We start from the raw sequence: 15,045 nt of genomic DNA, 5'->3' as shown, positions 1-15,045 counted from the left end.
TGGAGCCCAAAAAAGGACCGCAGGAGCATGAACAAGTCATATCGCAGCGTCTGGAATCACGCCCTCGATGCGTGGGTGGCCGTCTCGGAGATCACGGCCACGCGGGGCAAGCGCTCCGGCGGCCTCGTCGCTACGACGCTGATGCTCGGACTGGGCGCCTTCCCCGGCCTCGGCGCAGCACAGACGCGCGACTACGCCAATGGCGACAACAATGCGACGCCGTTGGTCGTCACCACGTCGTCAGCCACGCTCAACACCCTCGGCGACGACACGGCCGTTGCGACGCAGTCAGGCGACATCAGCGGTGCGGGCGGCATCACCAAGACCGGCGCCGGCACGCTTGTGTTGGGCGGGGCCAATACCTACCGAGGCACGACCACGATCAACGCCGGCACGTTGCAGGTCCGCACCGACGCTGACCTGGGCAATACCGACCCGGCCATCGCAACGGTTGGCACGATCGCCATCGACAACGGCACGCTGCGCATCGGCACCCCGACTCCCAGCCCCGCGCCCTTCATCACGGCTCGCGCCATCACGCTCGGCGCGGGTGGCGGCACGATCGACGTCAAGGACTCCACGTCGAACGCGTTGAATGGCGCGATCTCCGGTGCAGGACAGCTCAGGCTCGTCAACTCCGGCACGAGCAACGCCGAAGACCAGCGTCTGCGCATCGACAACGCGGGCAACAGTTACCTGGGCGGCACCCTCATCGAGGGCAAGGCTGCGGGCGGCCGCATGAGCGTGTCCACAGGGACCACGGGCTCGCTCGGCACGGGCCCAGTCGAGATCTACTCGAACGCGCAACTGGAGTTCCTCGGCGCAAGCGCGGGCAATCTTGCGATCACCGTGAAGACCAGCACGGATTACTTCGGCACGAACAGCGGCATCCAGTTCAACACCGACGTGCTGGGCAACGGCTCCAGTGCCGGCGCGTTGAGACTGGAGCTCAACGGCGCCGGGTCGTACCTGATCTTCGGGCGGAATGCGACGGCCGCCGACTCGACGATCCAGAACAACCACGGGCGCGTCTACTTCAACGTCAACAGCAACGGCGGTAACACCGTCGTGCACAACAACGCCGGACAGGTCTACCTGGCGAACACGCCCGACCTGAGCGGCGCGACGATCGACAACGGCTTGGGCGGCAGGCTCTACGTGCACGAAGTGGCCACGTCCGTGTCGGTCGGTTCGCTGTCCGGCGCCGGCAACGTGACCCTGGGCTCGAAGAACCTGACCGTCGGGGCCCTGAACCGGCCGGACGACGTGATCAACGGAGTGATCTCCGACCAGGGGCCGGCCAACTTTCCCGTCAATCCTCCGCTCGACCCGGCGGCCCCCGTCATTCCGTACAACTACGCGGTCTTCGACACGGGCGGCTCGCTGACCAAGGTCGGCACCGGCACGCTCACGCTGGGCGGTGCCAACACCTACACCGGTCCCACGACCGTCGACGCGGGCACCTTGCGCGCCGGAGCACCGAACGTCCTGAGCGCGCGGTCGGGGCACATCGTGGCGACAGGCGCCACCCTGGACCTCGCGGGCCACAACCAGACCGTCGCCTCCCTGTCGAACAGCGGCACGGTCTCGCTCGTCGGCAATACGCCGGGTACGGAGCTGCGCGTGACCGGCGGCTACGTCGGCAACAACGGCACGCTGCGCCTGGCTTCCAGGCTCGACGCCGCGGGTCCGTCCGACCGCCTGATCCTCGACGGCGGGGCTGCGACCGGAAGCACCAATGTCCAGATCACCAACATCGGCGGCCTCGGTGGCCTGACGTCCGGCAACGGGATCGAGGTGATCTCTGCCATCAACGGCGCCACCACGACCGCGCAGACGACGCGCAGCGCCTTCGCGCTGAGCGGAGGCCATGTAGACGCAGGCGCCTTCGAGTACCGGCTGTACGCGGCGGATGCGGCAGGCGCGGGTGAGAACTGGTATCTGCGCTCGCAGGTCATTCCGCCGCCACCACCGCCACCACCGCCGCCGCCTCCGGCACCGCCAGCACCGCCTGCACCCCCGGCTCCGCCCGCACCTCCGGCTCCGCCCGCACCTCCGGCTCCGCCGGCCCCGGTACCGGCCACAGCATCGCCCTCGGTTGCCGCGCCTTCGGCATCGGCGCCGCTGCCGCCAGCGCCGGCACCCCGGCCAGTGACGGCCTATCGAGCCGAGGTGCCCATGCTCGCGGCGATGCCGGCCCAATTGCGCCAGAACGACATGGCGATGCTCGGAAACGTGCATACCCGCCTGGGCGACGACGACGCCAGCGCCCCAGCTGTCGCGAGCCTGACGCCGGTCGGAGGTGCGTTGACGACCGATCGCCACGCCTGGGCGCGGGGTGTCTACAGCGACGTCGATATCCGCCAGGACGGAACCGTGTATCCATCCACCCAAGGCCACGTCAGCGGCGTGCAGGTCGGCACCGATCTCTACGTGTCCCCGCTCGGCGACTGGCGCGCCGGCGTCTATGTCGGCACGCTCGACGGCAATTCCGACGTGAGCGGTTTGGCCAGCGGCCTGTGGCGCGCCGTCGGAAGCACCGACACGCGCTCCCGCTACTTCGGCGCCTATGCCACCTACGCCAACACGACCGGCTTCTACGCGGACACCGTGCTCCAGTACGGATCGCAGCGCTACACGATCCAGCCGCTCGGCGGCTTCGAGGCATCGGGCAAGGGCAACAGCCTGCTGGCTGCGATGGAGGTCGGGCAGGCCTTCGCGCTCGGCAATGGCTGGACGCTCGAGCCGCAGGCGCAGCTGGTCTACAGCCACGCAAACCTCGATGACATGGTGATCCAGGGCGCACTCGTGCAGCAGGACAACCTGGACAGCTGGACGGGCGGGCTCGGCGTTCGAGTGAAAGGCGACTTCGCGACTTCGGCCGGTCGTCTGCAACCCTATGGCCGCGTCGCCGTGATCCATGGCACCGGCGGCAACACCATCGCGCGCTTCATCGGGCCTGCCGCGTTCACCGACATCGCCAGTGCGGCCAGCTACACCTCGATGGAGTTGGCGGGCGGCTTCACGCTGGCGCTCTCGCGGAGCGTGAGCGTCTACGGCGAAATCGGCAGGCTGTTCAGCACCAGCGGCGACACGGAGGTGAAGGCCTCGGTGCAGGGCGCGGTCGGGATGCGCGTGCGCTGGTGAGCTACTTGCGATCGGTCATCGCGATGCGAACGGCCAGTCCCGCGAGCACGCTGCCCATCACGTAGCGTTGCGCGCGCAGCCAGCCCTCGCTCTGCGAGAGAAAGGCCGTGATGCTCGCCGCGGTCAGCACGAGCATCGCGTTGACGGCGCCGCTCACGCCGATCTGCACGGCCCCCAGCGCGAGGCTCTGCAGCAGCACGGAGCCGCGTTCCGGATGGAGGAACTGCGGGAAGAAGGACAGGTAGAACATCGCCACCTTGGGATTCAGCAGGTTGGTGAGGAAGCCCATGCTGAAGAGCTTGGCCGGCGGGTCGTCTGGCAACAGCCGCGCTTCGAAAGGCGCAGTGCCGTTGGGCTTTACCGCCTGCCAGGCGAGCCAGAGCAGATACGCCGCGCCGGCCAGGCGGATCGCATCGAATGCGAAGGGCACCGCGGCCAGCAGCGCCGTCAGCCCGAGCGCCGCCGCCATCAGGTGCACCACGAAACCCAGGAGCACGCCCGACAGCGAGATCAGTCCGGCCGCGCGGCCCTGGCACAGCGTGCGCGACACGCAATAGATCATGTTCGGGCCAGGTGTCAGCACGAGCACCAGTGCCGCAAGCGAGAACCAGGCGAGTTCGGTGGCGCTCAGCATGTTCAGATTCCTCCGGATTCGAGTGTGACGGTGCCGCGCGGCGTGTCGAACACCGCGCGGAGACGGGGTGCGCCGGTTGCCAGCGGCACGCCCGACAGGCCGATGGCACGGAGCGCGACCTCGAGATCCGCCTTGCGCGGATGGGCAAGATCGAGCGAGCGCAGCGTGACTCCGGAGTCGGCCATGCTGTCGGTCGGATGCACCGGACCCCATTCGATGAGCGTCGGCAGCGCACCGTAGAAAAGGCGCTGGCCGTCGTCGCGCACCGTGATCTGCCATGACAGTCGGCCGGCCGACGTGTCGCGCGATGCCTCGAGCACCTGGCCGCGATCGATGCGCACATCGGCCAGTGCCTGAACGGCGGCTCCGGCATCGGGCACCTCGGCGACGAAGTGGACCAGCCGCGGACCGCCGCGCGCCAGCGCCGTTTGCAGCAAGGCGTCGTCCAGGTCGAACCAGCGATGGGCGCCGGCCCCCCGGGTGGGTCGGGCGTTCGGATCGATGGCGATGATTTCCAGATACGCGCGCGGAAAGTCCGCGGTCGCCACCTTCATCAGGCGGTTGTGCGTGCCCATCAGCGGATGCGCGCCGCCGGGGCCTGGCTCGATGCCGAAGGTGGCCTGGCACCAGCGCACGCCTTCGTCGAGGGTGCGGGCTGCGATGACGAGGTGATCGAGACGCGCTTTCATGACAGCGACCTCAGATCGCCACCGTTCCGTCGATGCAGGTCACCGACGATCCGCCGATCCAGACCTGCCCGTCGGCATCGCGCGTGACGTGCACGCGTCCCGACCGGCCCAGCGTCTGGCCTTGGGCGGCAACATAGCGTTCCGGCATCTGGCCGTCGGCGATGAGCCACTGCGCGAGGCTGGCGTTGAAGCTGCCGGTGACCGGATCTTCCTCGATGCCGACCGGCGCAGCGAAGACGCGCACTTCGATCCCGGCGGGCGCTTCCTCGGTGCGCGCAAAGGCGCGGGCCTCGCGGTTCGAGCGAACGATCAGCGGGGGCGAATCGTCCGTCGACCAGATCCCCGCGACGCCGACCTTCTGGCCCAACTCGCGCAGCATGCGATGGTCGGGCTTGAGCGCGAGCACGGTGTCGGCGTCTTCCAGCAGGAGACCGAGCCACACCGGGCCGTTGTCGAGCAATTGCGCCGCGGTGATCTGCTGGGCCTTGAGGCCGAGTGCGGCCGCGACCTTGGCCAGCAGCGTGGGGCTCGGCGCGCTGCGCCGCAGTGGCGGAGCGGCGAAGACCAGTCGTTCGCCTTCGCGCTGGATCAGCACCAGTCCCTGTGCGCACTGCTGCACGATGCAGGCGCCTGACTTCGGCTTGCCGCCGGCCTGCAGCCAGGCGTGGCAGCTTCCCAGCGTGGGGTGGCCGGCAAAGGGCAGTTCGCCGCCGGGCGTGAAGATGCGCACGCGGTAGTCGGCGGTCGGCTCGGTGGGCGGCAGCAGAAAGGTCGTTTCGGAAAGATTCGTCCACTTGGCGAATCGCTGCATCTCGGCGTCGTCGAGGCCGGTGCCGTCGAGCACCACGGCGAGCGGGTTGCCGAAGTAGGGCGTCGACGTGAAGACATCGACTTGCTTGAAGGGGCGGTTGGTCATCGACGTCATTCCAGTGCGAGGTCGAGCACGCCGCGCGCGCCCGCGCGGCTGCGCAGATCGCCAAACCAGCGTTCGACATTCGGCCAGATGGGCCGGGTGTATTCAGTTTGCGGCAGGCCGAACCAGCGGTGCGCTTCGCAGCCGACCGGAATGTCGGCCATCGTGAAGTTGTCGCCCAGCATGAACGTGCGCGTGGCGAGATGGGCGTCGAGCATCGCGAACAGCGGTTCGGTGGTGGTAACCGATTGCTCGATGACTTCGAGGTTGCGCTGCGCCGCCGGCGTCCGCACCCATTGCCTGAATGCGCCGGCACTGGCCCGGTTGAGCGTGGTCTGCTGCCAGTCCATCCAGCGCTCGGCATCGAAGCGCTCGGACAGCAGATCGGGGTAGAGCCTGCCCATCGAATGCTTTGCGCAGAGATAGCGCACGATCACGTTCGATTCCCAGAGCGTGACGCGCTCCTCGCCCTCGCCGTCGTCGATGGCCGGTACCAGGGCATTCGGGTTCAGCCGCTGGTACTCGGGCGTCTGCACCACGCCGAACTTGCCGCCGGCCTCCGTGCGCTGGAAGTCCAGCCCGAGTTCCTGCGCGCACCACACCACCTTGCGAACGTTGATGGAGCTGATGCGCCCCCAGATGTTGAGCATGTCAGAGTCCTTTGGATGGACGGTCGATGAACAGAAGACGCAGCGCCAGCGCGACCATCACCGTGGCCAGCAGGCCGCGCTGAAATCCCGCGGCGTGACGGCGCTGCAACCAGCGACCGATCTGGCCGCTGCACGCGCCGAGCATGGTATTGAACAGCAGCCCGGCGAGCGAAAGCGCAATGCCGAGTTGCAGCAATTGCATCGGCACACTGCCGCGTGCGGGCGAGACGAACTGCGGCAGAAACACCATGAAGAACAGCAGTGCCTTCGGGTTGACTAGGTTGTTGAGCCAGGCCATGCGCACGACGCGCCCGAAGCTCACGACATCGGCCCTGCCGTGCAGGGCTGCATCGCCGGAGCGGAGGGCCTGCCATGCAAGCCACAGCAAATAGAGCGCGCCCGCGTAGCGCAGCACGTCGAAGGACGGCGGCCACGCAGCCACGAGCGCGGTGACGCCGGTCGCCGCGCAGAGCGTGTGCACCAGATCCGCGCCGGCAATGCCGAGTCCGGCGGCCAAGCCAGCGCGGGGCCCCATGGCGATGCCATGCGAGAGGACGAAGGCCATGTTCGGCCCCGGCGAGAGGAACAACGCCTGCACAGCGAGCAGGAACAGCGAGAGCGTGCCGCCGTCGATCATGGCGTGAAGATCTCGATGTTGTGCACCGCCGCTCCGTGATGGGGCCGGTTCAGGTGGGGCTGGCGGCCAGCAGCCGCTGCACGTCGGCCGCTGCGTTGTGCGCCAGTTGCTCGCGCACGACCTCGGCCAGCGCGGCGATCGCGGTGTCGATCTCGTCGACGCTCGCCGTCACGAAGGACAGCCGCATCGTGCGCGGGTCGCTGGCGCCGGCATAGAACGGTGCGCCCGGCACGAAAGCCACCCCGCGCTCCACCGCCTTGGGCAGCAGCGCGACCGTGTCGATGCCTTCGGGCATGCGCACCCACAGGAACATGCCGCCGGCCGGCTGGGTGAACTCGACCTGCAGCCCCTTCATTTCACGCGTGAGCGCCGCCAGCATGGCGTCTCGCTGGTGCTTGTACAGCTTGCGGATGGTGGGCACGTGACGAGCCAGGAAGCCGTCCTTCATCACTTCGGAGACCATGCGCTGGTTGAAGCTCGGCGTGTGCAGATCGGCTGCCTGCTTGGCCTGCAGCAGCTTGGGGTAGATCGACTTGGGCGCGACCATGAAACCCAGTCGCAAGCCCGGCGCCAGCACCTTCGAGAACGAGCCGAGATAAATGCAGCCCTCGGGATTGCGTGCCGTGAGCGGCGGGGGAGGCGCTTCGTCGAACCAGAGTTCGCCATAGGGGTTGTCCTCGACGATCGGCAGCCCGGCCTTCGCCGCCGCCGCGGACACGGCGGCGCGGCGTTCCTCGGTCATGGTCCGGCCGGTCGGGTTCTGGAAGTTGGGCAGCAGGTAGACGAAGCGGGCGTCCGGGGCCTTGGCGATCAGGTCGTCGACCATCACGCCCTCGTTGTCACTCGCCACGCTGACCGGCTCGGGTTCCATCGGCGAGAAGGCCTGAAGCGCGCCGAGGTAGGTCGGCGTCTCGACCAGCACGCGGCTGCCGGGGTCGAGCAGCACCTTCGCGATCAGGTCCAGGCCCTGCTGCGAGCCAGTGGTGATCAGCACCTGGGCGGGGTCGACCGGCCAAGGCAGCATCTCGGCCACGGCTTCGCGCAGCGGGCCGTAGCCTTCGCTAGCGGCATATTGGAGCGCCGCCTGGCCGTCCTTGTGCAGTACCTCGGCGCAGGCGTCGGCGAAATCGCTGATCGGGAAGGTCTTGGGCGAGGGCAGGCCACCGGCGAGGCTGATGATGCCGGGGCGTTCGGTGACCTTGAGGATTTCACGGATCACCGAAGGATTCATCTTTTCGGCGCGGGCGGCGAGTTTCCAGTTCATGTTGTTTCCTTAGAGTGCGATGGGTTATCGCGAGACCGTGGCGAGCGCGGCCGGATTGCGCGGCTGGGAGAGCTTCTTCCCCGCGACCACCGTGGCGACCACGGCGGCGGCGAAGCCGAGGGTCACGGTATCGAGAGGCTCGCCGAGCAGCGGCACCGCGGCGAGGATCGAGAGAAAGGGTTGCAGCAGCTGGGTCTGGCTGACACGCAGCGCGCCGCCCATGGCGAGGCCGCGGTACCAGGCGAAGAAGCCCACCCACATCGAGAATACGCCGACATAGACGAATCCGACCCAGGCGGATACGGCCACCGGCTGCTGCGGCCACAGCCACAGCGTGCCCGGCAGCGAGACGGGCAGTGCGAGCACGCAGACCCAGCAGATCACGCGCTCTGCGCCCAGTGCCGGCGTGACCTGCGCGCCGTAGATGTAGCCCAGCGAGGCGGCAAAGACCGCGCCGACCAACAGCACGTCCGCCCATTCGAAGCCGAAGCCGCCGCCGTGGGACCCGGCGCGCAGCAGCGAGAACACGACCACCAGCAAGCTGCCGGCGATGGCGCAAAGCCAGAAGCCCAGCCGCGCGCGCTGGTGCAGCACCCAGGCGGCGCACGCTGCCGTCACCAGGGGCAGCAGCGCGGTGATGACCGCCGCGTGGCTGGCGCTGACCACACGCAGCGCAAAGGCCAGGAGCAAGGGGAAGCCGATCGCGTTGCCGAGCACGGCCATGCCCAATGGCTTCCACTGCGGGCGCTTCGGCAGGGGCGAGCGCGTGGCGAGCAGGAAGAGGGCGGACAGCACACCGGCCAGCGCCGCGCGGCCGAGCGTCAGGAACCAGGGCGAGAGTTGCGGCGCGGCCTGCGTGCCCGTGGCGAGCCGCGTCATCGGCAGCGTGACCGCGAAGAAGGCCACGCCGAGCACACCGAGCCACATGCCAAGCGTTTCGTCCTTGATCTTCATACGCTGACCATCCACCAAGCCGTCAGCACGAGAACGGCCGCCATCGCACGGTTGAACCACAGAAGGCGGCGCCCCTGGGCCAGCCAGTTGCGCAGCAACGCCCCGGCGAGTGCGTAGACGAAGTTGCTCGTGAATGCGTACACCAGCATGACCGGTGCGACGATCGCGAAACGCCGCAACGCATCCGGCTGCCCGGCAATCCAGCCCGCGACCAGCGTCAGGGCCAGCAGCCAGGCCTTGATGTTGAGAAACTGCAGCATCACGCCTTGCTTGAAACCGACCCTGAGCTGTTCGCCGTCGGCCTGGCCGAGCGCTGCGCTGCCGCTGAGCTTCCATGCCAGCCACAACAGGTAGACGATGCCGAGCGCCTTGATGATCCAGCGCAGCGACGGCACGGCGACGACGAGTGCGCCGATGCCTGCCGCGCACAGCGCAAGCAGCAGCGTCCAGCCCACCGGCACCGCGATGACGAAACGCATCGCGCGAGGCAGGCCGCCGTTGGCGCCTAGGGCAGTGGAAAGGGTGGTGTTCGGCCCTGGCGAAAAACTCATCGCCGTGGCCAGCACCAGCAGCGCAGTGAATTCTTGCCAGTTCATGGGACACACTTTAAACTGAGGACCATTACAGTTGCAGTACAGATTGCCGAACAAGAGCTGACACTGTATCGGCTTGATGATCGACACAGAGCAGGGACAAGACGCGCATGCTGACACGCACCTCCACCCAGTCGCTGACGGAGCAGCTCGCCGACCGCTTCGCCGAGCGTATTCGCAACCGTCTGCTCGCGCCCGGTGCGCGCTTGCCCTCAGTGCGCGAATGCGCGCGGCAGCAGGGCGTAAGCCCGCACACGGTGGTCGCGGCCTACGACCAGTTGCTGGCGCAGGGGCTGGTCGAAGCGCGGCGCCAACGCGGCTTCTTTGTGCGCGACTCGGTCGCGGTCCACGGCGGTCCGGCCTTGTCGAGCATGAACCTGGTCGTCCAGCCGCCGCCCCCCCAGATCGTGGCGGCCGATGCGAGCACCCTCATCCGCGGCATGTTCCACCGCCCGAGCGACAAGCCGCAACCCGGCATGGGCGTTTTCCCGCCCGAATGGCTGGAGTCGACCTTCATGCCGGCCGCCGTGCGCCGCGTGACCAACACCAAGGCCTTGCAGGAGTTCTCGCTGCAGTACGGCGAGCCCGAAGGGGACAGCGGGCTGCGCCGCAGCCTCGCCACCAAGCTGGGAAGCATCAACGTGCCGGCGGGTCCGAAGCAGATCCTGACGACGATCGGCGCCACCCACGCGCTCGATATCGTCAGTCGGACCCTGCTGCGTGCCGGTGATCCAGTCATGGTCGAGGAGCCCGGCTGGGCACTCGAATTCGCGCGCCTCGAAGCGCTCGGCATGCGAATTCTTCCCGTGCCGCGCAAGGCCGACGGGCCCGACCTCGAGGTCATGGAGCGCTACTGCAATGCAGGCGAGGGCCACAAGCCCAAGCTCTTCGTGAGCGTCAGCGTGCTGCACAACCCGACCGGCTACAGCCTCACGCCGGGCAGCGCGCACCGTGTGCTTCAGCTTGCCAATCGGCACGACTTCCACATCGTCGAGGACGACACCTACAGCCACCTCGCGCCAGAGCACGCGACCCGGCTCAGCGCGCTCGACGGCCTGCAGCGCACCATCTATGTCAGTGGCTTCGCGAAGATCCTCGCGCCCAACTGGCGCATCGGCTTTCTCGCGGCATCGCCCGAACTGGTCGGGCGCCTGCTCGAAACCAAGCTGCTCGCCACCTTGACGACGCCCTCGCTATTCGAAAAGGCCTTGGCCTGGTGCATCGACCAGGGGCAGTTGCGCCGGCATGCCGAGCGCGTCCGGCTGCGGCTCGATGGGGCGCGAGGCCGCACCGTCAAACTGGCGCTGGCCGCGGGCTGCAAGCTCGCCTCGGAGCCGGCGGGGCTTTTCGGCTGGGTCGACACCGGCGTCGATACCGACGCGCTTACGCAGCGCATGCTCGACGAGGGCTACCTTCTGGCGCCCGGCTCCCTGTTTCATGCCCGCAGGCCGCCCAGCACCTTGATGCGCATCAATTTCGCGACCGCGCAGGACGCGACGTTCTGGAAAGTGTTCGCGCGGGTCAGGGATCAGCAGGCCTGAGGTCTGCCGCGCGGGCGGTCACAACAGTCGGTCGGGTGCGAGCGGCCCGAACAGCTTGAGCATCATCCGGAGACTGGTGCTGGCGTCGGGCTCGGTGGTCGTGTCCTGGAGTCCGCTGCCTTGCGGGGCGCGCCAGACGAGTTGCCCATCGTTGCGTTCTACGCGCCAAGCGCCCTCCCGCAGCGCGGTCTCTATCTTGCCGGTCGCCACGCGGGAGAGCTCATCGCTGCGGATCAGCAGCGCGATCTCCGTGTTCTGCAACTGCGAGCGCAGGTCGAGATTCATGGAGCCCACCACCAGCATGCGGCCGTCCATCACCAGCACTTTGGAATGCAGCATCGAGCGCGATTCGCCTGACATGTTGCTGCCGGAGCTGCCGGAGCTGCCGAAGGCGCTGCTGAGGCCAGCCTGCTCGCTGCGTAGTTCGTAGAGCTCGATGCCCATCGCGAGCAGCTCTTCGCGATGCCGAGCGTAGCCGACGTGAGCCACGGGTGCGTCGTTCGAGGCCAGCGAGTTCGTCAGCACCTGGATCCTCACGCCGCGCGCTCGCGCCGAGGCAAACGCTTGCTTCATGTCGGGACCGGGGACGAAGTACGGCGAGATGATCAGGAGGTCGCTGCGGGCCAGGCCGATCAGTTGAAGCAGGCCTTCGACCACGGTGTCACCGCCTGCGGCCGTATCGGCGGCGGCGTCGAGCGAATTTCCGGGGCGCGCGCCGGGCGGTCGCCCGGTCTGTCGTGTCACCACGAGGCCGGGAGCTTTGCCGGTGCCGGCGCTCGGGCCAGCGTCATCCGCCGCGATCTTTCCCGGTCGGTCGACCAGTACGACGGCGGGCGCCCATACGAAGGTCGCAGTGCTCAGGTCCATCGCCTTCTGGTCCCACGCGTGGGCGCGCTGTTCGGCGGTGGGGGCTTCGCCTTGCGGACGCTGTTCGCCGTTTGCCGCCCGCGTCCCGTCTGCGGCCGAGGCGGCACTCTGGGCCGCATCGGCCTTTTTCGCCCGAGCCCGCATTTCGTCGAGTTCCTCGCGCGTCACGAGCGATTGAACCGGATAGGCACGCTCGTTGTTCCAGTAGGCGTCGAAGCTGCGCGACAGGTCCTGCACGAGCGGTCCCGCAACCAGGACGTCGAGATCGATGAAGTTGGCCTTGCTGGCGTTGCCGAAGTACGCGTCGCCCAGGTTGCGCCCCCCCGTCACGGCCAGCACGTTGTCGGCGATGAAGAGCTTGTTGTGCATCCGCTGCTGGATACGCGGTGCGTCGTCGAGCGAGTTGAAGAGGCGCCCCACGGTGGACGCCCGCGCGCCGGCGAGCGGGTTGAACATGCGCATCTCGATGTTGGGCTCGAAAGCGAGGCGCATCACGAGCGCGTCGCGGCCGGTGCTGTGGAAATCGTCGAGCAGGATGCGCACGCGCACGCCACGCCGGGCCGCATCGCGCACGCCGATGAGCAGGCGTGCAGTGCTGGCGTCTGCGTGGATCGCGTAGTACTGGAGGTCCAGCGTCTTCTGTGCGCCCTCCACAAGGGCGAGCCTGCTGCCGTAGGCGGCGGGGGGGCCGTCCAGCAACATGAAGCCGGATTCGAAGCGTCCCCTCGCTGCGTCCCGGCGTTTCTGCACCACGGTCGCCAACGGCGTGCCCGATGGCGATGTCAGCGCGGTGGAAACCGGCCGGTCGACATTCTTCGGAAGCTCGGCGCACGCGGTGAGGCAAAGCGCCACTCCTCCGATCGCGAGGGAGCGTTGCAACAGGAGGGCAAGGTGCCGGAGGAATGAGGACATGCGGCGGGGGGTGAGCCTGGGTACCGCATGTATAGCGCGACCCGCGTGCGCCCCGCGTCGGACAAAGGCGCCGTTAGCCCTGGCGCGCTGAGCCGAGTTCTTCCCAGCGCTCGAGTGCGGCAAGCAGTTCGTCGTCGATGCGGGCGTGGCGCTCGCCGAGTTCGGCCGCGCGCGATGCGTCGGTGGCGTAGATGGCGCCGCCGTCGAGTTCGAGGATTTCGGTGATGCGCTTCTGCTCGTCTTCCAATGCGGCGATCTGCGCCGGCAGAGTTTCGAGTTCGCGCTGTTCCTTGTAGCTGAGCTTCTTGCGGATCGTGCGGGCAGCGGGTTCCACCGCAGGCGCCGGCGCGGGCGCCGGGGGCGCGACCGGCGCCGACGCGGCCGCGCGCTGCTCGGCGAATTCTCGCGCGCGCTTCGATTGGGTCAGCCAGTCCTGCACGCTGCCTTCGTATTCGCGCCAGTGGCCGTCGCCTTCGAACGCGATCGTGCTCGTCACGACGTTGTCGAGGAAAGTCCGGTCATGGCTGACGAGGAAGACCGTGCCGTCGTAGTTCTGCAGCAAGTCTTCGAGGAGCTCGAGCGTGTCGATGTCGAGGTCGTTCGTCGGTTCGTCGAGCACCAGCACGTTGGCGGGGCGCGCGAAAAGACGCGCGAGCAGCAGCCGGTTGCGCTCACCGCCGCTCAGCGATCGCACCGGCGAGTGCGCACGGGCGGGCGAGAAGAGGAAGTCTGCCAGGTAGCTCTTGACGTGCTTGCGCTGGCTGCCGATCTCGATCCATTCGCTGCCGGGGCTGATGAAGTCCTCCAGCGTGGCGTCGAGGTTCAGCGCATTGCGCATCTGATCGAAATAGGCGACTTGCAGGTTGGCGCCGCGGCGGACCTTGCCGCTGTCCGGTTCCAGTTCGCCGAGGATCAGCTTGAGCAGGGTGGTCTTGCCGGCGCCGTTCGGCCCGATCAGCCCCACCTTGTCGCCGCGAAGGATCGTCCCGCTGAACTTCCGGATGACCGTCTTCTCGCCGAACGCCTTGGTGGCGTCCGTCAACTCGGCAACGATCTTGCCGCTGGCCTGGCCTGAAGCGACATCCATGTTCACGCTGCCCAGGACTTCGCGCCGCGTGGACCGGTTGGCACGGAGCGCCTCGAGCCGGCTGATCCGGCTTTGGCTGCGCGTGCGGCGGGCCTCGACGCCCTTGCGGATCCAGATTTCTTCTTGCGCCAGCAGTTTGTCGGCCTTGGCGTTGATGACGGCTTCCTGGGCCAGTTGTTCTTCCTTCTGGATGAGGTACTGCTCGAAGTTCCCTGGGTAAGAGCTGAGCTTTCCCCGGTCCAGCTCGACGATGCGTGTAGCCACCCGATTCAGGAAGCTGCGGTCGTGGGTGATGGTCACCACGCTTCCCTTGAAGTCGATGAGCAACTGCTCCAGCCATTCGATGGAATCGAGGTCTAGGTGGTTGGTGGGTTCGTCGAGCAGCAACACGTCAGGCGCTGCAACGAGCGCCTGAGCGAGTGCGACGCGCTTGCGCGTGCCGCCAGATAGAGAGCCGATGCGGGCGGTGCCGTCCAGATGCAGGCGATGCAGTGTCTCGTCGACGCGCTGCTCCCAGTTCCACGCGTCGAAGGCTTCAATCTGCGACTGGAGCGCGTCCAGGTCGAGCCCTGGAGCGCCGGACAGGTACTGGTCGCGAATCGCGATCACCGCTGCAAGCCCTGCACTTGCCGCGGTGAACACGTCGGCATCCATATCCAGAAGAGGTTCCTGCGCGACGTAGGTGACGCGCAAGCCCTGCTGGACCTGCAGCGTCCCGTCATCGGGCTTCTCCAGGCCCCCCAGGATTTTGAGGAGCGATGACTTGCCCGCGCCGTTGCGGCCGATCAGGCCGATGCGCTCCGATTCAATGAGAGAGAAGTCCGCATGATCGAGCAGCGGGACGTGACCGAACGCGAGTTGGGCGTCGAGGAGTGTGATGAGTGCCATGTGGCACGAATTATCCGGTCGAGCACTGGATTCTTGGCATATACTCGTAGGCTCGGCTGAGAACGCGAAGGCGTCTCCTTCCAGGCCAGCCCCTCGGGGCCGCCTGGCGAAGTCAAGAAAAAATCCGAGGAAGTTTGACGAGCTTTGAAAAAGCTAGCCATAATCCAAGGCTCAGCAGAAAACGACTCGCTGAGTGGCTCCTGAAGAGGGGGTTGCGGGGAGTCGGAAGAGGTTGAGAAAAAGTCCTTCGGGCTTGACGGGATTGAAAA

Annotated in this window: 12 protein-coding genes; 2 read left to right on the top strand and 10 right to left on the bottom strand. The window is 67.4% G+C overall.

Features of this window, described 5'->3' with window-relative positions:
• The first annotated feature begins 27 nt into the window (after window positions 1-27).
• Complete coding sequence (locus tag QTI24_RS29025; RefSeq protein ID WP_286605220.1) at window positions 28-3,147, top strand: autotransporter outer membrane beta-barrel domain-containing protein; 3,120 nt, start codon at window positions 28-30, stop codon at window positions 3,145-3,147.
• Between the two features lies 1 nt (window position 3,148).
• Here the strand turns inward: QTI24_RS29025 and QTI24_RS29020 are convergent, their stop codons facing one another.
• The 8 genes from QTI24_RS29020 to QTI24_RS28985 are packed head-to-tail and all read right to left on the bottom strand — an operon-like array spanning window position 3,149 to window position 9,484.
• Window positions 3,149-3,781, bottom strand: a complete 633-nt coding sequence (locus QTI24_RS29020; protein ID WP_286605219.1) for a LysE family translocator — start codon at window positions 3,779-3,781, stop codon at window positions 3,149-3,151.
• A gap of 2 nt (window positions 3,782-3,783) precedes the next feature.
• Window positions 3,784-4,470, bottom strand: coding sequence for a VOC family protein (locus QTI24_RS29015; RefSeq protein ID WP_286605218.1), 687 nt, complete (start codon window positions 4,468-4,470; stop codon window positions 3,784-3,786).
• Window positions 4,471-4,480: 10 nt separating this feature from the next.
• Window positions 4,481-5,386 (bottom strand): PhzF family phenazine biosynthesis protein, encoded by a 906-nt coding sequence (locus QTI24_RS29010; RefSeq protein WP_286605217.1) that lies wholly within the window; start codon window positions 5,384-5,386, stop codon window positions 4,481-4,483.
• A 5-nt stretch (window positions 5,387-5,391) separates the two neighbouring features.
• Window positions 5,392-6,033, bottom strand: a complete 642-nt coding sequence (locus tag QTI24_RS29005) for a glutathione S-transferase family protein (protein ID WP_286605216.1) — start codon at window positions 6,031-6,033, stop codon at window positions 5,392-5,394.
• A gap of 1 nt (window position 6,034) precedes the next feature.
• Window positions 6,035-6,670, bottom strand: coding sequence for a LysE family translocator (locus QTI24_RS29000; RefSeq protein ID WP_286605215.1), 636 nt, complete (start codon window positions 6,668-6,670; stop codon window positions 6,035-6,037).
• Window positions 6,671-6,719: 49 nt separating this feature from the next.
• Window positions 6,720-7,934, bottom strand: coding sequence for an aminotransferase-like domain-containing protein (locus QTI24_RS28995; RefSeq protein ID WP_286605214.1), 1,215 nt, complete (start codon window positions 7,932-7,934; stop codon window positions 6,720-6,722).
• 24 nt (window positions 7,935-7,958) lie between these two features.
• The gene (locus QTI24_RS28990; protein ID WP_286605212.1) at window positions 7,959-8,888 is read right to left on the bottom strand and encodes a DMT family transporter; all 930 of its coding nucleotides are present in this window, start codon (window positions 8,886-8,888) and stop codon (window positions 7,959-7,961) included.
• Window positions 8,885-9,484 carry a LysE family translocator gene (locus tag QTI24_RS28985; protein ID WP_286605211.1) on the bottom strand — a complete coding sequence of 200 codons (600 nt, stop codon included), beginning with the start codon at window positions 9,482-9,484 and terminating at the stop codon, window positions 8,885-8,887. Before QTI24_RS28985 ends, QTI24_RS28990 begins: the two co-directional genes overlap by 4 nt.
• Window positions 9,485-9,591: 107 nt before the next feature.
• On the opposite strand from QTI24_RS28985, the gene QTI24_RS28980 reads away from it, so the two are divergent.
• Window positions 9,592-11,022 (top strand): aminotransferase-like domain-containing protein, encoded by a 1,431-nt coding sequence (locus QTI24_RS28980; RefSeq protein WP_286605209.1) that lies wholly within the window; start codon window positions 9,592-9,594, stop codon window positions 11,020-11,022.
• Window positions 11,023-11,040: 18 nt separating this feature from the next.
• Here QTI24_RS28980 and QTI24_RS28975 read toward each other — a convergent pair whose 3' ends face one another.
• Together QTI24_RS28975 and QTI24_RS28970 are read right to left on the bottom strand one after the other, a co-directional pair.
• Window positions 11,041-12,801, bottom strand: coding sequence for a phospholipase D family protein (locus QTI24_RS28975; RefSeq protein ID WP_286605207.1), 1,761 nt, complete (start codon window positions 12,799-12,801; stop codon window positions 11,041-11,043).
• A 73-nt stretch (window positions 12,802-12,874) separates the two neighbouring features.
• Window positions 12,875-14,776, bottom strand: coding sequence for an ATP-binding cassette domain-containing protein (locus QTI24_RS28970; RefSeq protein WP_286605206.1), 1,902 nt, complete (start codon window positions 14,774-14,776; stop codon window positions 12,875-12,877).
• Between the last annotated feature and the right edge of the window lie 269 nt (window positions 14,777-15,045).

Origin of the sequence: Variovorax sp. J22P240 (assembly GCF_030316855.1) — a bacterium.
Classification (GTDB): domain Bacteria; phylum Pseudomonadota; class Gammaproteobacteria; order Burkholderiales; family Burkholderiaceae_C; genus Variovorax.
This window is presented reverse-complemented; position numbering and strand designations above follow the sequence as displayed.